Origin of the sequence: Halochromatium glycolicum (assembly GCF_016584085.1) — a bacterium.
GTDB lineage: Bacteria > Pseudomonadota > Gammaproteobacteria > Chromatiales > Chromatiaceae > Lamprobacter > Lamprobacter glycolicus.
In genome coordinates this window covers 22,095-38,567 of record NZ_NRSJ01000030.1, presented here as the reverse complement: position 1 = coordinate 38,567, position 16,473 = coordinate 22,095, and the positions used below count along the sequence as shown (strand labels likewise).

Here is a 16,473-nt window from a genome sequence, read left to right as displayed (position 1 = left end):
CAGCACCGATGGGCTCAGCCTGTCCGGAAACCAGGGCGGGTGACGATACGGTACCGCAAAATCGCTCGAGCACACATGGGCTTCGTCAGCAATCGCGCGCGCTGGCATGAGACAGGCCCATCAACATGAGACAGGCCCATAAAAAAGCCCCGCAATTGCGGGGCTGTCAATGCGCGGCAGCGCCGACTGCAGCCAGGGACTGCGTCGGCGCTGTGGGCAGGGCGAGGGCTTACATCATGCCCATGCCGCCCATGTCGCCCATGCCGCCACCGCCGGCCGGCATCGCCGGCTCGTCCTTCGGCTCCTCGGCCACCATGGCCTCGGTGGTGATCATCAGCGCCGCGATCGAGGCGGCGTTCTGCAGCGCGGTGCGGGTGACCTTGGTCGGATCGAGGATACCCATGTCGACCAGGTCGCCGTACTCGCCGGTGGCGGCGTTGTAGCCGTAGTTGCCCTCGCCATCGGCGACCTTGTGCAGCACGACCGATGCCTCGTCGCCAGCGTTCATCACGATCTGACGCAGCGGTTCCTCCATCGCGCGCAGCGCGATCTTGATGCCGACGTCCTGATCGTGGTTGGCAGCGGTCAGAGCGGACATCCGGTTCAGGGCGCGCACCAGCGCGACACCCCCACCGGCGACGATGCCTTCCTCGACCGCGGCACGGGTCGCGTGCAAGGCGTCTTCGACGCGCGCCTTCTTCTCCTTCATCTCGACCTCGGTCGCGGCGCCGACCTTGATCACGGCGACACCGCCGGCGAGCTTAGCGAGGCGCTCCTGCAGCTTCTCACGGTCGTAGTCCGAGGTGGTCTCCTCGATCTGGGCGCGGATCTGGTCGCAACGGCCCTTGATCTCGGCATCGGAGCCGGCGCCGTCGATGACGGTGGTCTCATCCTTGCTGATCTGCACGCGCTTGGCCGAGCCGAGCTCGTTGAGGGTCGCCTTCTCGAGCGACAGGCCGACCTCTTCGGAGATCACGGTGCCGCCGGTGAGGATGGCCAGGTCTTGCAGCATGGCCTTGCGGCGATCGCCGAAGCCGGGCGCCTTGACCGCGCAGACCTTGATGATGCCGCGGATGCTGTTGACCACCAGGGTCGCCAGGGCCTCACCCTCGATGTCCTCGGCGACGATCATCAGCGGACGACCGGCCTTGGCGACGGCCTCGAGCACCGGAAGCAGATCGCGGATGTTGGAGATCTTCTTGTCGTGCAGCAGGATGAAGGGCTCTTCCAGCTCGGCGGTCTGGCTCTGCTGGTTGTTGACGAAGTACGGCGACAGGTAGCCGCGGTCGAACTGCATGCCCTCGACGACATCGAGCTCGTTGTGCAGCGACTTGCCTTCTTCGACGGTGATGACGCCTTCCTTGCCGACCTTCTCCATCGCCTCGGCGATGATCTCGCCGATCGATTCATCGGCGTTGGCCGAGATGGTGCCGACCTGGGCGATCTCCTTGTTGTTCGAGCACGGCTTCGAGATGTCTTTCAGCTCGGCGACAGCCGCCTCGACGGCCTTATCAATACCGCGCTTGAGGTCCATCGGGTTCATGCCGGCAGCGACCGCCTTCATGCCCTCGCGCACCATGGCCTGGGCGAGCACGGTCGCGGTGGTGGTGCCGTCACCGGCGATATCGCTGGTCTGGGAGGCAACCTCCTTGACCATCTGCGCACCCATGTTCTCGAACTTGTCGGCAAGCTCGATCTCCTTGGCGACGCTGACGCCGTCCTTGGTGACGGTCGGGGCGCCGAACGACTTCTCGAGCACCACGTTGCGGCCCTTCGGCCCCAGGGTGACCTTGACGGCGTTGGCCAGGATGTTGACGCCCTCGACCATCCGGTTGCGGGCATCAAGGCCGAACTTGACTTCTTTTGCGCTCATCGCGTTGTTACCTCGGTCAAATCTGTTTGATGTCTAGGAATACTGGAACAGGGCTCGAGCAAGGCTCAGCCCTCGATGACGCCCATGATGTCGTCCTCGCGCATCACGAGGAATTCTTCGCCGTCGAGCTTGACCTCGGTGCCGGAGTACTTGCCGAACAGCACCTTGTCGCCGACCTTGACGTCGAGGTTGCGGGTGTCACCGCTGTCCATGATCTTGCCGTTGCCGACCGCGAGAACCTCGCCCTGGATCGGCTTCTCAGCGGCGGAATCCGGGATCACGATGCCTCCGGCGGAGGTGCGCTCCTCTTCCATGCGGCGGACCACGATGCGGTCATGCAAAGGACGAATCTTCATTTGCGGTAGCCCTCAGGGTTAGTTGAGTTCAGTGTTGTGAAGCGTGGGCCGGGCCGGATTGTGTCCGGCACCGGTATCGAACTGCTGGTACCGTTCGCAACCGACTGTTGCGGTCGGGTGTTAGCACTCATGCCGAGCGAGTGCTAATAATAGGCAGCGTCTGCGCGCTGTCAAGGGGCCATTGCGCTCTTTCGTTCGGAATCCCGCTATCGGCGCGGACGAGCGAGGCCAGCGCGCTCAGTCGTCACGCCGCCAGTCGCCCTCGATGGTCCGGCGTGACGAGGTCTCTCGTCGTACGATCACCTCCCCCTGAGCCGGCATGACCTGGACGTAGCGCCGCACCAGCGCCCGGCGCAACGGTGGCACCAGCAGCGCAAAGCCGATCGCATCAGTGATGAAGCCTGGCAGCAGCAGGGCAAAGCCGCATAGCAGGAGCACTGCCCCGTCGAGGAGCTCCAGTGCTGGCGTTTCGCCGCGCTCGAGCATCGAACGCACCCGCATCAGCACCGCCAACCCCTGCATCCGAACGAGATAACCACCGATCACCGCGGTCAGAATCGACAGAAGGATCGTCGGCAGGGCCCCGATCACCGATCCGACCTGAATCAGGAAGTAGAGCTCGATCAGTGGTGCAAAGACGAAGATGAGAAGGAAGATCCACATGACGCTGGTCTCACTGGTGGCGCCGGCCCATGTGCCGGCCCCTGTTGGGGGATGGCTGAATTTCCCGCACATCTGTCCGGATTTGCATGATTCAAACCGGTGCAGCCCGCACCCTTGGATTTCGTTACGCTATGCGCGCCGCTGGCTCAGCGGCCCCAGTGTCCACCCCAGTGTCCGCCCCAGTGTCCGCCTCAATGTCCACCCCAGTCTCCAGCTCGACCCCTAGCCAAACAGAACGCCATGAGCAACCAATCTGACTCCCAACAGGTCTATGTGGCCTATTGCACCTGCCCAAACGCCGAGACAGCGCAATCGCTCGCCGAGGCCCTTGTCAGCGAACGGCTCGCCGCCTGCGTCAACGCGTTACCTGGCGTCACCTCGGTCTACCGTTGGGAGTCGCAAGTGGAGACCGACACTGAGGTCTTGCTGATCATCAAGACCACCGAGCCCTGCATCACGCCGATGACGGCGCGCATCGCCTCGCTCCACCCTTACGATGTTCCCGAGGTGATCAGCCATCCGATCACCACCGGCCACGAGAACTACCTAGATTGGGTCCGTCAATGTACTGCGACAAACCACTGATAAACATCGGATCAGGCTTACTCCGCGCCGCCATTGCGGACGCAGCCGCGGTGTGCCGCCGCATCAGGCCGCAGCGCCGTCTGCACCATTGGAGCGTTGGCCTCCTGCTGCTCATCGTCGGGATGGGCCTGGCGACCGGCGCTGTCGCCGAGGACGAGTTCCTACCGCCGGATCAGGCATTTCGCATCGGCGGCGCGGCCACGAGCCCGGATCAGGTCGTGGTCAGCTGGGAGATCGAGCCTGGTTACTATCTCTACGGCTCGAAGTTCCGCTTCGAAAGCCAAACACCGGGGTTCGAGCTCGGTAGCCCGGAGCTGCCGCCCACCGAAACCAAGAACGACCCCTTCTTCGGCGAGGTCGAGGTCTATCGCGATCGTGTCGAGGCCCAGCTTCCAGTCGAGCGGCGCGGCGACGAGGGTCGAGTGGTGCGGGTCCAGGCGCAATCACAAGGCTGCGCCGACGCCGGACTCTGTTATCCGCCGCAGCGCCAGAGCATCTTACTCGAGCTGCCTCAGCTCGCCGCCGTCGAGACGGCCGCGAGTGAACCGGCATCGAGCGCGGACGCGGCGGACGCCGACGGGCTGATGACCGGCGACGCCGCATTGCCGACCCAATCGCTGACGGCCCTCGCGGACGAGCCCGCTGAGCAATCCTCGAGTCGCCCACCCAAGGCGCAGTCGCTCGGCCTCGGCCTTGAGGACGACATCCTCCCGGCAGAAGAGGCGTTCCAGCTCGACACCCGCGTCGAGGGTCCCCAGACGCTCGCCCTGCGCTGGCAGATCGCGCCCGAGACCTACCTTTACCAGGAGAAGATCGCTCTCTCGATCGAGGACGCCGACGGTGTTCGAATCGGCGAGTACGAACTGCCGCCGGCGGAGATCAAGCCGGACACGGTGCGCCCGGATGGCACCATCGGAGACGTCGCGATCTACCACGGCGATGTCGCGCTGACGGTGCCCTTACTGCGTGCTCGCGACGCCGCCACGACCGCCACGCTGGTCGCGCGTTATCAAGGCTGTGCGGAGCGCGGCATCTGTTATCCGCCGGTCACCGACCGCATCCCGCTCGAGCTGCCGCCGGCGACGACGACCGTTTCCTTCTCGGAGATCACCACGGAAACCGCGGACTCGGGCGGAACGGAGCAAGCCGCAGCGGCCCAAGGCGCCGACGCGGCCAGCGAACCGCCTGAGCGTGTCTCAGAGCAAGACCAGATCGCGGCTCGCCTGGCGCAGACCGGCATCTTCGGCGCGGTCGCGATCTTCTTCGTGCTCGGTCTGCTGCTGGCCTTCACGCCCTGCGTCTTCCCGATGATTCCGATCCTCTCGGGCATCATCGCCGGTCAGGGCGACACGATCACGACCCGCAAGGCCTTCTTCCTATCGCTCGCCTATGTCCTCGCGATGGCGCTGACCTATGCCGTGATCGGCGTGATTGCCGGGCTGTTCGGCGCCAACCTGCAGGCAACCTTCCAGAACGCCTGGGTGCTGGGCACCTTTGCCGCGGTGTTCGTTGCGCTGGCCCTGTCGATGTTCGGCTTCTACGATCTACAGCTGCCCAGCAGCTGGCAGACCAAGCTCACCCAGCTCAGCAACAAGCAGCAGGGCGGCACCCTCACCGGCGCCGCGATCATGGGCGCGCTCTCGGCCGTGATCGTCGGCCCCTGTGTTGCGCCGCCGCTGATGGGCGCCTTGATCTTCATCGGCAAGACCGGCGACGCGCTGCTCGGCTTCTTCGCGCTGCTCGGCCTCGGCCTCGGCATGGGGGCGCCACTGCTCGCGATCGGCACCTCGGCCGGTAAGCTGCTGCCCCGCGCCGGCGCCTGGATGGATGCGGTCAAGGCCGTGTTCGGCGTACTGCTGCTGGCCGTCGCCGTCCTGCTCGTCGAGCGTGTACTGCCGGCCGCGGTCGCGATGCTGCTCTGGGGCCTGCTGCTGATCAGCTCGGGCGTCTACCTCGGCGCCCTGACCCAGCACGGTGCCGAGGCCAGCGGCTGGTCCAAGCTCTGGAAATCACTCGGCGTCGCGCTGCTGGTCTATGGGGTGCTGATGCTGGTCGGGGCCGCTGCGGGCGGTAAGGACACCATCCAACCGCTGCGCGGGCTCGCGCCCGCCGGCGGTGGTCACGGCACGGCCGCAGCACATCCAGAGTTCGAGCGTATCAAGACCGTCGAGGATCTCGATCAGGCCGTCGCCAAGGCCGCGGCCCAGGACAAGCCGGTGATGCTCGACTTCTACGCCGACTGGTGTGTGTCCTGCAAAGAGATGGAGCGCTATACCTTCCCCGATCCGGCGGTTCAGCAGGCGATGCAGCGCTTCGTACTGCTGCAGGCCGACGTCACGGCGAACGATGCCGAGGACAAGGCGTTGATGCAGGAGCGCTTCGGTATCCCCGGCCCGCCGGCGATGCTGTTCTTCGATCAGGACGGTGAAGAGCGGCGCGGCTGGCGGCTGGTGGGATTCGTTCCAGCTGAGGAGTTCGCCGAGCACCTGAACGAGTTCGGGCGGTGAATGTCGCCAAGGTCTTCGCGGTAACGGTGCTGGCCGGCTCGGTCAGCATCGGCTTGGCGCTGTTCGGTGAACGCTGGCTGGACCCTGACGACAGCGCCGAGGCCCGGCGGCTCGCAGTCGGGTCGCCGGACGGGCTCATCGAGACCCTGCCCGATCTGCGCCTGCCGCGCCTCGACGGGCGCGAGGTGAGAAGCAGCAGCTGGGCCGGCAAGCTGCTCGTGCTCCATCTCTGGGCCAGCTGGTGTCTGCCCTGCCAGCGCGAGATGGCGATACTCGACAGTTGGCAGCAGCGTTATGCAAACCAAGGGCTCCAGGTCGTCGGTATCAGCATCGACCGCGCCGATGCGGTTGCCCGTTTTCTCGAAGCCCATCCGGTCGACTATCCGATCCTGCTCGGTAACATCGAGACCGTCAGGCTCTCGAAACAGCTCGGTAATCGTACTGGCGGATTGCCGTTCACGGTGATATTCGACGCGCTCGGCCGACGCGTCTTCAGCCGGACCGGTGAGCTCGACAGGGCCGTATTCGACGCCGAGATCGCACCGCGCTTGGCACAGCGGAGATGACGCCCGGAATCGCCCGATGGCCTTGAGCGCTCATCCCAGACGCTCAGGCCAAACGCTCAGGCCAAACGCTCGGGAATACGCGCCCAACAGCCGGCAATTGGCCGCATACCGCACTGCTTCTTGCATTCTCGTCTTTGTAAAACAGCGCCTGATGCCGTAACCTGTATGCCCAGGGCTGATCCAGGCGGGAGGCGCCCGATTGAAGAGCGTTCGCAGACATTGGCTGCGAATTCGATCAGTATTCTGAAGTTCGAGCAGTCGGAGCTCCATACAGCCGCAGTGGTGGCCGCATCAGCATGGCAACGATCCTCTGTCTCAACGGCCCCAATCTGAACCGGCTCGGTACCCGCGAGCCCCAGACCTATGGCGTCGAAACGCTCGCAACGATCGAAGCGCAGCTCTCAGAGGCCACGGTTGCCGCCGGTCATCGGCTGCAGATGCTGCAGAGCAACGCCGAGCACGAGCTGATCGAGGCCATCCATCGCGCCGGTGATGACGGCGTGGCCTTCATCCTGTTCAATCCTGCCGCCTTCACCCACACCAGCATTGCACTGCGCGACGCCTTGCTCGCGGTCGAGATCCCGTTCATCGAGATTCACCTCTCGAACGTCCACGCGCGCGAGCCGTTCCGGGCGCATTCGTACTTTTCCGATATCGCAGTTGGCGTGATCAGCGGCCTCGGTGCACAGGGCTACGCGCTGGCACTGGCCGCTGCGCTCGAGCGTCTGCCGGGACCGCGCTGAGGGCCAAACGCCTCCGGCGCTCGCGCACGGCCTCGCACCAACGCACATAAGCATTCAGATACGGCGAGAAGATCAACAGTCATGGACATCCGCAAGGTCAAAAAGCTGATCGAATTGCTCGATGAGTCGAACGTCGCCGAGATCGAGATCCACGAAGGTGAGGAATCGGTCCGGATCAGCCGTCACGGAAGCGGTGCACCCCAGTTCATGATGCCGGCTTCAGCGCCGGCTGCAGCCCCGTCGGCCCCAGCCGCAGCGCCGGCCGGTAGCGCTAGCAGCGCAGGCGCAACCGAGGTCGATGATGCCTCCGTCGCCCGCTCACCGATGGTCGGCACCTTCTACCGCTCACCTTCCCCGGGTGCCAAGTCCTTCGTCGAGGAGGGTCAGGAGGTCAAGGTGGGCGATATCCTCTGCATCATCGAGGCGATGAAGATCCTCAATCAGATCGAGTCGGAACGCGCCGGCGTCGTCAAGAAGATCCTGGTCGAGAACGGCCAGCCCGTGGAATACAACCAACCGTTGTTCGTGATCGAATGATCGAGAAGATCCTCATCGCCAACCGCGGCGAGATCGCGTTGCGCATCCAGCGCGCGTGCCGCGAGCTCGGCATCAAGACGGTTGCCGTCCATTCGGACGCCGACCGTGATCTCAAGCATGTGCTGCTCGCCGATGAATCGGTCTGCATCGGCCCGGCCCCGTCGCGCGACAGCTATCTGCACATCCCGGCGATCATCAGCGCCGCCGAGGTCACCGACACGGTCGCGATCCACCCGGGCTACGGCTTCCTGTCCGAGAACGCCGATTTCGCCGAGCGGGTCGAGCGCTCGGGCTTCGTCTTCATCGGCCCCAAGCCGGAGACCATCCGGCTGATGGGCGACAAGGTCTCGGCCATCCGCGCGATGAAGCAGGCCGGGGTCCCCTGCGTGCCCGGGTCCGACGGTCCGCTCGACGAGGACGCCAAGCACACCCTGGAGCTCGCGCGCGAGATCGGCTATCCGGTCATCATCAAGGCCGCCGGCGGCGGCGGCGGACGCGGCATGCGGGTCGTGCATTCGGACGCGACGCTGCTGAACGCGATCTCGCTGACCAAGGCTGAGGCCGGCGCCGCGTTCGGCAACGACGTCGTCTACATGGAGAAATACCTGGAGAACCCGCGCCACGTCGAGTTCCAGGTGCTGGCCGACAACTACGGCAACGCGATTCACCTGTGCGAGCGCGACTGCTCGATGCAGCGCCGCCACCAAAAGGTGATCGAGGAGGCGCCGGCACCCGGCATCACGGAGGAGCAGCGCCAGCGTATCGGCGAGCGCTGCGCCCAGGCCTGCAGCACGCTTGGCTATCGCGGGCTCGGCACCTTCGAATTCCTGTACCAGGATGGCGAGTTCTATTTCATCGAGATGAACACCCGGGTGCAGGTCGAGCATCCGGTCACCGAGATGATCACCGGCATCGATGTGATCAAGGAGCAGATCCTGGTCGCGGGCGGCGAGCGGCTGCGCTTCAGTCAGGACCAGATCGTTCCGCGCGGCCATGCGATCGAATGCCGCCTCAATGCCGAGCACCCGGAGACCTTCATGCCCAGCCCTGGGCGCATCGAGGAGTTTCATGCGCCGGGCGGACCGGGGGTGCGGCTCGATACCCATATCTATGCCGGCTACGTGGTGCCGCCCTATTACGACTCGATGATCGGCAAGCTGGTCGCCCATGGCGAGGATCGCTCAGCTGCCCTGGCGCGGATGAACAACGCACTGCGCGAGACGATCATCGAGGGCATCAACACCAATATCCCGCTCCATCGGACGCTGCTGAACGATACGGCCTTCCAACAGGGCGGAATCAATATCCACTACCTGGAGAAGAAGCTGGGTCTCTGACCCGCATCGAACGGACGCCCATGGCCTGGATCGAGCTCGAGCTACTGACCGACCGTGACGCTGCGCCTCTGCTCGAGGCAGCGCTCGAGAATGCCGGCGCGCTGGCCGTGACGATGGATGACGGCGGGGACAGCCTCGCAGGTGAGATCGACAGCAGGGCCGGCCTCGAGGCGGTGCTCGAGCCAGCGCCCGGGGCAACCCCGCTGTGGCGGCAGCTGCGCATCAAGGCCCTGTTTGAAGACGACCCCGCGGGCACGATGCAGGCGGAGCACGCGGCCGAGACCCTGGCGCCCCAATGCCTTGCAACGCCAAGTCTGCACCGACTCGACGACCGCCCCTGGGAACGGGTCTGGCTCGAGGACCTGCATCCCCAACGGTTTGGACAGCGGCTCTGGATCTGCCCACGCGGGCAGGCCGTCCCGGAGCCGGATGCGGTGGTCATCGACCTGGACCCTGGGCTGGCCTTCGGCACCGGCCACCATGCCACGACAGCGCTCTGCCTCGAGTGGCTCGATCGGACCCCGCTGCGCGGCAAGACGCTGCTCGATTTCGGCTGCGGCTCGGGTATCCTCGCGATCACGGCCCTGAAGCTCGGCGCCGCGCGCGCGATCGCGATCGACCATGACCCGCAGGCGCTGGAGGCGACGCGCGAGAACGCCGAGGTCAACGCCGTCGGCGAGCGGCTCTGTGTTGGTCGGCCTGAGGAGCTGCCCCGCGAGGCGAGCGATCTGGTGCTCGCCAATATCCTGGCCGAGCCGCTGATGACGCTGGCGCCGACGCTCGCACGGCTGTGCAAGCCGGACGGCCTACTCGCGCTCTCGGGCATCCTGACCCGCCAGAGCGAGGCGGTCAGCGCCGCCTACTGGCCGGATTTCATGATGGACCCGCCGGTCGAGCGCGAAGACTGGGTGCTGCTGACCGGGCGGCGCCGCCCAAGCGACTAGTGCATCGCGTCAGGAATACCGAGACCCTTTTCCTGCCACCAGGCTCTTAGGCGATTTCTGTCAAAGCTCATACCGCCTTGCTGGTCTTTTCGCTCGCCTTCTTCGTCGCGCCGCCGGTCACATAGCCCGGCTATGCTCCCGGCGACGCTCCTCGAAGGCAAACGAAAATCCTGCGCAATTCGGTACGAGCTTTTCCGGCAATCGCCTTAGCGCTGTAGGAGCCCGCTTGCGGGCGACCAGGCCGCGCTCGCGGCGACGAAGATCGCCCGCAAGCGGGCTCCTACCTCACGACCATTGCGGCCAGCGACAATCGGCCTCGGGATTTCCGCTGCAGTGCGCGAGCCCCAGCAGCCCAAGCGACGCCCCCCTTCAGCCCCGCCGGCGGGCACGGCAGCGGAGCCGGACCAAGCAAGCGAACCGAAGAGCGGAAGGGCAACCGCCGAGCCCCGATCCGCGTACACTCTGGGCCATTCATAATTCTCCGATCGAACGCCTAGCCCAGATCACTCCATGATGTCCGTTCAGGATACCGCTGACCACCCAGCTTCCCATCTGCTCGAGCCCCTTCAGCTCGGCCCGGTGACCCTTCCTAACCGCCTGATCCTGGCGCCGATGGCAGGCGCCACCGATCGTCCATTCCGGACGCTATGCCGTGAGCTCGGCGCCGGTCTGACCGTCTCCGAGATGGTCTCGGCCAATCCGGCGCTGCGCGAGACGCGCAAGAGTCGCGAGCGTCGTGACCATGCCGGCGAGCCGGGGCCGATCGCGGTCCAGATCGCAGGCGCCGATCCAGCCCAGATGGCCGACGCAGCCCAATATAACGTCGACTGCGGGGCTGAACTCATCGACATCAATCTCGGCTGCCCGGCCAAGAAGGTCTGCCAGGTCACAGCGGGCTCAGCGTTGCTGCGCGACGAGGCCCTGGTCGGCCGTATCCTCGAGGCGGTGGTCCAAGCCGTCCCGGTGCCGGTCACGCTCAAGACCCGCACCGGCTGGTCACCCGAGACCCGAAATCTCGCACGGATCGCCCGCATCGCGCAGGAGAGCGGCGTCGCGCTGCTGACGGTCCATGGGCGCACGCGTGCCTGCGGCTACCGCGGCGAGGCCGAGCATCAGAGCCTCACGGCCATCCGGGCGCAAATGCGCATCCCCCTGGTCGCCAACGGCGACATCGATGGACCGGCCGCAGCCTTTCGCGTGCTGAAGCACACCGGAGCCGATGCTATTATGGTTGGACGTGCCGCCTTGGGGCGACCCTGGATCTTCAATGCCATCGCCACCGCCGTACGTGCAGAGGCTCACCTGACGGGCGAGCAGGCCGAAGGCGCCTCGCACAGAGCAAAGGCCTCCGCACGGACGCCCGCGCCGGAGACAGTTGGCGCGATCATCGAGGACCATCTCGACCGGCTCTACGCCTTCTACGGCGAGCCGCGCGGAGTGCGCATCGCGCGGAAGCACATCGGGTGGTACCTCCAGGGCCTCGGCGGAAAGGTGGGGGCCGCACCCCAGCGTCAACGCCTGATGGCGGCCACAACCGCCGATGAGCAACTGGCGCTGCTGCGCGAGCACCTCCAACGACTGGCCGAAGCGGCATCAGACCGCATGCTCGCAGCCTAAACAAGAACGCGCGAGGACACAGGTAATGGATGATGGGAAAGGCTTTGCGGTGCCGGAGTCACACCGCACCGAGCCACTGCGCGAATGCGTGCGCAATGCGCTTCGCTTCTATCTGAGCAGCATGGGCGACCACGAGATCACCGGCCTCTACCGACTGGTCATGAGCGAGGTCGAGCGGCCGATGATCGAGGCCGTGCTCGAGCACACCAATGGCAATCAGTCGGCCGCGGCCGCGATCTTGGGGATCAGCCGCGGCACCCTGCGCAAGAAACTCAAAGCCGACTCATAGTATTCGCGGCGCCCTGTCCCCGCCGCGACAAGCAGCGGGCCGGTAGTGAAGCGCGCGAGGAGAACAGAGATGAAACCAATCCGACGGGCGCTGATCAGCGTCTCCGACAAGACCGGCCTCGCTGGCTTCGCCCAGGCCCTGAGCAAGCGCGGCATCGAGATCCTCTCCACCGGCGGCACCGCGCGCCTGCTCGTCGAGCAGGATATCCCGGTGACCGAGGTCGCCGAGTACACCGGCTTCCCGGAGATGATGGACGGGCGCGTCAAGACGCTGCATCCGCGCATCCACGGCGGCATCCTCGGCCGCCGCGGCGAGGACGATCAGGTGATGCGCGAGAACGAGATCCATCCGATCGATCTCGTCGTCGTCAATCTCTATCCGTTCGAGGAGACCGTCGCCCAGCCCGACTGCGACCTGCCGACCGCGATCGAGCACATCGACATCGGCGGCCCGACCCTGCTGCGCGCCGCGGCCAAGAACCATCGCGACGTCACCGTGGTCTGCGATCCGGCCGATTACGCGCGCGTGCGCGAGGCCATAGGGGCAAACGACGGCGCCGTCGATGACCGCACGCGCTTCGATCTCGCGGTACGCGCCTTCGAGCACACGGCCCGCTATGACGGCGCCATCGCCAACCATCTCGGTGCCATCGTCGAGCACCCCGAGGGCAAGGCCGAGGGCCTGCCGCGCACGTACAACATGCAGTTCAGCAAGCGCCAGGCGATGCGTTACGGCGAGAACCCGCACCAGGAGGCCGCCTTCTATGTCGGCCGCGGACGCTGCGAGGCCAGCGTCGCCCGCGCCGAGCAGCTGCAGGGCAAGGCGCTCAGCTACAACAACATCGCCGACACCGACGCCGCGCTCGAGTGCGTCAAGCAGTTCGCCGATGCGCCGGCCTGCGTGATCGTCAAGCACGCCAACCCCTGCGGCGTCGCTGTCGGCGAGAGCCTGCTCGCGGCCTACGAGCGCGCCTTCGCAACCGATCCGGAATCCGCGTTCGGCGGCATCATCGCCTTCAACCGGCCCTTGGACGGCGCCACCGCGGCGGCCATCGTCGCGCGTCAATTCGTCGAGGTCATCATCGCCCCCGAGGTCAGCGCCGAGGCGCGCGAGGCCGTCGCGGCCAAGAAGAACGTCCGCCTGCTACAGAGCGGCAGCTGGAGCGACGAGCGCCATGGCTACCTCGACTTCAAGCGGGTACGCGGTGGCCTGCTGGTCCAGCAGGCCGATGGCGACCTCTTCGCCGAGCTGAAGACCGTCTCCAAGCGTAGCCCGAGCGATGCCGAGCTCGAGGACCTGCTGTTCGGCTGGCGCGTGGCCAAGTTCGTCAAGTCCAACGCGATCGTCTATGCCCGCGAGCGGATGACCATCGGCGTCGGGGCCGGTCAGATGAGCCGGGTCAACTCAGCTCGGATCGCCGGCATCAAGGCCGAGCAGGCCGGACTCGAGGTCGCCGGCGCGGTGCTCGCCTCGGATGCCTTCTTCCCGTTCCGAGACGGGCTCGATCAGGCCGCCGCGGCCGGCATTCGGGCCGTGATCCAGCCCGGCGGCTCGATGCGCGACGACGAGGTCATCGCCGCCGCCGACGAGCACGACATCGCGATGGTCTTCACCGGGATGCGCCATTTCCGCCACTGATTGCGACGGCATCGGGAGCGGGTCTCACAGGATTTCGGCTGAAGCGATGTCCGTTCATCCAAGCGCGATCATCGAGGACGGCGCCCAGGTCGACCCCAGCGCCAGTGTCGGTCCCTGGACGCTGATCGAGGCCGGCGCGATCGTCGGTCCCGACTGCGTGATCGAGAGCGGCGTGCGCCTCTACAGCGGCACCCGGCTCGGGCCGCGCAACCGGGTCTGCCATGGAGCGACCCTCGGCAGCGCGCCCCAGGACCTCGGTTTCACGCCCGAGCGCGCCAAGCCATTGACCATCGGCAGCGACAACTGCTTCCGCGAGTATGTCAACATCAGCCGCGGCATCAAGAGCGAGGCCGGCACGCGCATCGGCAGCCGCAACTACTTCATGGCCTACAGTCACGCCGGTCATGACAGCGTTGTCGGCGACGACAACATCCTCGCCAACACCGCCACCCTCGCCGGCCATGTCGAGGTCGCCCATCGCTGCTTCATCTCCGGCCAGGTTGCCGTGCATCAGTTCGCCCGCATCGGGGCCTACACGATGATCGGCGGCCTGACCGGCGTCTCCAAGGATGTGCCGCCCTATGTGATCGCCAACGGCCAGCGGGCGGTCATCATCGGCCTGAATCTCGTCGGGCTCAAGCGCAATGGCTTTTCGGCCGAGCAGCGAGCTCGGATCAAGGCCGTCTATCGGCTGATCTTCCGCTCGGGCCGCCGCCTTGCAGAGGGTCTCGCCGCGGCGAGCCATCAATATCCGGGAGAGGAAACCGACCAGATCACCGCCTTCATTCGCGCCTCCGAGCGCGGCGTCACCGGTTTTGCCTAGCTGCCCCACGACGATGCAGGCCTGGTCGACAAGTGCGCTCGTCGCTGCAAGCACTCGCCGGCAACCGCATCACCCTTTTCCTTCGGCTCAACGACCTTCAAGATCGAGAACCATGGAACACGCCGAGAACGACCCTCGCTACCAGATCCACGTCAGCGCCCAAACCCGCTATCTGCCGGAGCAATCCGACCCGGATGCCAAGCGCTTCACCTTTGCCTACACCATCACCATCCGCAACGCCGGCAGCGAATCGGCGAAGCTCCTCAACCGGCATTGGATCGTGACCGACGCGAACGGCAAGACCCAGGAGGTGCGCGGCGCCGGCGTCGTCGGCGAGCAGCCGCACCTGCAACCGGGCGAGAGTTTCGAGTACACCAGCGGCACCCAGATCGAGACACCGCTCGGGAGCATGCATGGAAGCTACGACATGATCGCCGACGACGGCACCCGCTTCGATGCGGTGATCCAGCCGTTCTCGCTCGGCGACCGCAGCGGTCTGCACTGACCCCTGGTCACCACTGATCGAGCTTGCGACCATGGCGACCTACGCTGTTGGCGATATCCAGGGCTGCTACGACGAGCTGCGGCGACTGCTCGACAAGGCCGGCTTCGACCCCGTCAGCGACCGCCTCTGGTGCGTCGGCGACCTCGTCAACCGCGGCCCCGACTCGCTCGCCGCGCTGCGCTGGGTCAAGGCCCTGGACGACCGTGCGGTCGTCGTGCTCGGCAACCACGACCTGCATCTGATGGCGTCCGCGCTGATCGGCGAGCGGCGCGGCAAGAAGGACACGCTCGACCCGATCCTGGAGGCCCCGGATCGCGATGAGCTGATCGATTGGCTCCGCCACCGCCCGCTGTTGCACCACAGCGAGAAGAAAGGCTTCACGCTGATCCACGCCGGGCTGCCGCCGCAATGGGATCTGGATCAGGCCCGCGCCTGCGCCCGCGAGGTCGAGGCCGTCTTGCAAGGCCCGGACGCCGCCGGTTTCCTCAGTGAGATGTACGGCGATGAGCCGGATCAATGGCGCGACGACCTCTCTGGCATCGACCGGCTGCGCTTCATCACCAACTGCTTCACCCGGCTGCGCTGGTGTGATGCCGAGGGTCGTCTGCTATTGCACGAGAAGGGCGGGCTCGATCAGCCCTCACCCGGCGCCCTGCCCTGGTTCGAGGTGCCGGGTCGGCGCACCGCGAACGCGCGCATCCTGTTCGGCCACTGGTCCACGATCGGCTTCCTCAATCGCGAGAACACCTGGGCGTTGGACAGCGGCTGCGTCTGGGGTGGCCGGCTCACGGCGCTGCGGGTGCGCCGGAAGAAGTCGATGGAGCTGATCGAGCTCGATTGCGCCGGTTATCAGTTACCCGGCTGAGGCGAATCTCAGAACTCGTAACCTCGACTCGTCCAATAGAGCCAGTCCTCGACCGCCTCGATGGTGTCTTCACTGCCGTCATCCACCTTATCGCCCGCACGGCGTTCCAGGGTCACGAACTCGAGGTCGTAAGGATTCGCGGCATCCCGCGGACGGCGCTCCCGCGCGATCTCCCGCCACTGCGAGGGCGCCCAGGCCGGGAAGCAAGCATCACCATCGATCTCTGCGTCGATCAGGGTCAAGAGCATGCGATCGGCCCGCGGCAGCAGGGCCTGATAGATGCTGGCGCCCCCTACGATCATGATCTCCGCGGCCGGCGCGGCGAGGTCCACGGCGGCCTGCGGCGAGCGTGCGACCTCGGCCTGCGGCGGCGCGAAGCCGGGATCGGTGGAGACCACGATATGGCGCCGGCGCGGCAGCAGGCCGGGCAGCGATTCCCAGGTGCGCCGCCCCATGATGATGGGCTTGTCCAGGGTATGGCGTTTGAAATGCGCCAGATCGGCGGGCAGACGCCACGGCAGGGTATTCGCCCGGCCGATCACTCGGTCATGCGCCATCGCCGCGATCAAAACGATCTGCGCGCCTGTCCCCATGCCGTGCTCGGAATTTGGCTCGATACCCGCGG

General features: G+C 66.0%; 17 protein-coding genes. 13 read left to right on the top strand and 4 right to left on the bottom strand.

Translation table 11 applies throughout. The features are described from left to right. Window positions 1–229 precede the first annotated feature (229 nt). The 3 genes from groL to CKO40_RS15520 form a co-directional block, all read right to left on the bottom strand. The gene (groL, locus tag CKO40_RS15530) at window positions 230–1,873 is read right to left on the bottom strand and encodes a chaperonin GroEL (RefSeq protein WP_200347220.1); all 1,644 of its coding nucleotides are present in this window, start codon (window positions 1,871–1,873) and stop codon (window positions 230–232) included. A 65-nt stretch (window positions 1,874–1,938) separates the two neighbouring features. Then, the gene (gene groES / locus CKO40_RS15525) at window positions 1,939–2,229 is read right to left on the bottom strand and encodes a co-chaperone GroES (RefSeq protein ID WP_200347219.1); all 291 of its coding nucleotides are present in this window, start codon (window positions 2,227–2,229) and stop codon (window positions 1,939–1,941) included. 237 nt (window positions 2,230–2,466) lie between these two features. Continuing rightward, window positions 2,467–2,892 (bottom strand): FxsA family protein, encoded by a 426-nt coding sequence (locus tag CKO40_RS15520; protein ID WP_200347218.1) that lies wholly within the window; start codon window positions 2,890–2,892, stop codon window positions 2,467–2,469. A gap of 240 nt (window positions 2,893–3,132) precedes the next feature. On the opposite strand from CKO40_RS15520, the gene cutA reads away from it, so the two are divergent. The 13 genes from cutA (at window position 3,133) to CKO40_RS15455 (ending at window position 15,848) form a co-directional block, all read left to right on the top strand. Beyond that, entirely contained in the window at window positions 3,133–3,477 is a 345-nt protein-coding gene (cutA, locus tag CKO40_RS15515) for a divalent-cation tolerance protein CutA (RefSeq protein WP_200347217.1), read from the top strand. Between the two features lie 50 nt (window positions 3,478–3,527). Next, window positions 3,528–5,984: a protein-disulfide reductase DsbD gene (locus CKO40_RS15510; RefSeq protein WP_420827386.1), complete on the top strand. Its 2,457-nt coding sequence runs from the start codon at window positions 3,528–3,530 to the stop codon at window positions 5,982–5,984. Continuing rightward, the gene (locus tag CKO40_RS15505) at window positions 5,981–6,550 is read left to right on the top strand and encodes a redoxin domain-containing protein (protein ID WP_200347215.1); all 570 of its coding nucleotides are present in this window, start codon (window positions 5,981–5,983) and stop codon (window positions 6,548–6,550) included. Before CKO40_RS15510 ends, CKO40_RS15505 begins: the two co-directional genes overlap by 4 nt. 296 nt (window positions 6,551–6,846) lie before the next feature. Next, complete coding sequence (gene aroQ, locus CKO40_RS15500; RefSeq protein ID WP_200347213.1) at window positions 6,847–7,293, top strand: type II 3-dehydroquinate dehydratase; 447 nt, start codon at window positions 6,847–6,849, stop codon at window positions 7,291–7,293. An 81-nt stretch (window positions 7,294–7,374) separates the two neighbouring features. Then, window positions 7,375–7,830, top strand: coding sequence for an acetyl-CoA carboxylase biotin carboxyl carrier protein (gene accB, locus CKO40_RS15495; protein ID WP_200347212.1), 456 nt, complete (start codon window positions 7,375–7,377; stop codon window positions 7,828–7,830). Then, complete coding sequence (gene accC, locus CKO40_RS15490; protein ID WP_200347211.1) at window positions 7,827–9,167, top strand: acetyl-CoA carboxylase biotin carboxylase subunit; 1,341 nt, start codon at window positions 7,827–7,829, stop codon at window positions 9,165–9,167. The genes accB and accC overlap by 4 nt, the downstream gene beginning before the upstream one ends. Before the next feature lie 20 nt (window positions 9,168–9,187). Further along, complete coding sequence (gene prmA, locus CKO40_RS15485) at window positions 9,188–10,111, top strand: 50S ribosomal protein L11 methyltransferase (protein WP_200347210.1); 924 nt, start codon at window positions 9,188–9,190, stop codon at window positions 10,109–10,111. Between the two features lie 513 nt (window positions 10,112–10,624). Next, window positions 10,625–11,728, top strand: coding sequence for a tRNA dihydrouridine synthase DusB (dusB, locus tag CKO40_RS15480; protein WP_200347208.1), 1,104 nt, complete (start codon window positions 10,625–10,627; stop codon window positions 11,726–11,728). 25 nt (window positions 11,729–11,753) lie between these two features. Beyond that, window positions 11,754–12,017 carry a helix-turn-helix domain-containing protein gene (locus CKO40_RS15475; protein ID WP_200347206.1) on the top strand — a complete coding sequence of 88 codons (264 nt, stop codon included), beginning with the start codon at window positions 11,754–11,756 and terminating at the stop codon, window positions 12,015–12,017. Window positions 12,018–12,086: 69 nt separating this feature from the next. Further along, window positions 12,087–13,655 (top strand): bifunctional phosphoribosylaminoimidazolecarboxamide formyltransferase/IMP cyclohydrolase, encoded by a 1,569-nt coding sequence (purH, locus tag CKO40_RS15470; RefSeq protein WP_200347204.1) that lies wholly within the window; start codon window positions 12,087–12,089, stop codon window positions 13,653–13,655. 46 nt (window positions 13,656–13,701) lie between these two features. After that, complete coding sequence (gene lpxA / locus CKO40_RS15465) at window positions 13,702–14,478, top strand: acyl-ACP--UDP-N-acetylglucosamine O-acyltransferase (protein WP_200347202.1); 777 nt, start codon at window positions 13,702–13,704, stop codon at window positions 14,476–14,478. A 112-nt stretch (window positions 14,479–14,590) separates the two neighbouring features. Continuing rightward, the gene (gene apaG / locus CKO40_RS15460) at window positions 14,591–14,983 is read left to right on the top strand and encodes a Co2+/Mg2+ efflux protein ApaG (RefSeq protein ID WP_200347201.1); all 393 of its coding nucleotides are present in this window, start codon (window positions 14,591–14,593) and stop codon (window positions 14,981–14,983) included. 31 nt (window positions 14,984–15,014) lie between these two features. Beyond that, window positions 15,015–15,848 carry a symmetrical bis(5'-nucleosyl)-tetraphosphatase gene (locus CKO40_RS15455; protein WP_200347199.1) on the top strand — a complete coding sequence of 278 codons (834 nt, stop codon included), beginning with the start codon at window positions 15,015–15,017 and terminating at the stop codon, window positions 15,846–15,848. Window positions 15,849–15,856: 8 nt separating this feature from the next. On the opposite strand, the gene CKO40_RS15450 is transcribed toward CKO40_RS15455, so the two are convergent. Further along, entirely contained in the window at window positions 15,857–16,441 is a 585-nt protein-coding gene (locus tag CKO40_RS15450) for a dihydrofolate reductase (RefSeq protein WP_200347197.1), read from the bottom strand. Window positions 16,442–16,473: the final 32 nt, after the last annotated feature.

Excerpts from the sequence above, each read along its gene's own strand:
- accB (WP_200347212.1), top strand. The coding sequence starts at position 7,375 with ATGGACATCCGCAAGGTCAAAAAGCTGATCGAATTGCTCGATGAGTCG.
- CKO40_RS15475 (WP_200347206.1), top strand. The coding sequence starts at position 11,754 with ATGGATGATGGGAAAGGCTTTGCGGTGCCGGAGTCACACCGCACCGAG.
- purH (WP_200347204.1), top strand. The coding sequence starts at position 12,087 with ATGAAACCAATCCGACGGGCGCTGATCAGCGTCTCCGACAAGACCGGC.
- prmA (WP_200347210.1), top strand. The coding sequence starts at position 9,188 with ATGGCCTGGATCGAGCTCGAGCTACTGACCGACCGTGACGCTGCGCCT.
- dusB (WP_200347208.1), top strand. The coding sequence starts at position 10,625 with ATGTCCGTTCAGGATACCGCTGACCACCCAGCTTCCCATCTGCTCGAG.
- cutA (WP_200347217.1), top strand. The coding sequence starts at position 3,133 with ATGAGCAACCAATCTGACTCCCAACAGGTCTATGTGGCCTATTGCACC.
- aroQ (WP_200347213.1), top strand. The coding sequence starts at position 6,847 with ATGGCAACGATCCTCTGTCTCAACGGCCCCAATCTGAACCGGCTCGGT.
- CKO40_RS15450 (WP_200347197.1), bottom strand. The coding sequence starts at position 16,441 with ATGGGGACAGGCGCGCAGATCGTTTTGATCGCGGCGATGGCGCATGAC.
- groES (WP_200347219.1), bottom strand. The coding sequence starts at position 2,229 with ATGAAGATTCGTCCTTTGCATGACCGCATCGTGGTCCGCCGCATGGAA.
- CKO40_RS15455 (WP_200347199.1), top strand. The coding sequence starts at position 15,015 with ATGGCGACCTACGCTGTTGGCGATATCCAGGGCTGCTACGACGAGCTG.
- CKO40_RS15520 (WP_200347218.1), bottom strand. The coding sequence starts at position 2,892 with ATGTGGATCTTCCTTCTCATCTTCGTCTTTGCACCACTGATCGAGCTC.
- groL (WP_200347220.1), bottom strand. The coding sequence starts at position 1,873 with ATGAGCGCAAAAGAAGTCAAGTTCGGCCTTGATGCCCGCAACCGGATG.
- lpxA (WP_200347202.1), top strand. The coding sequence starts at position 13,702 with ATGTCCGTTCATCCAAGCGCGATCATCGAGGACGGCGCCCAGGTCGAC.
- apaG (WP_200347201.1), top strand. The coding sequence starts at position 14,591 with ATGGAACACGCCGAGAACGACCCTCGCTACCAGATCCACGTCAGCGCC.
- accC (WP_200347211.1), top strand. The coding sequence starts at position 7,827 with ATGATCGAGAAGATCCTCATCGCCAACCGCGGCGAGATCGCGTTGCGC.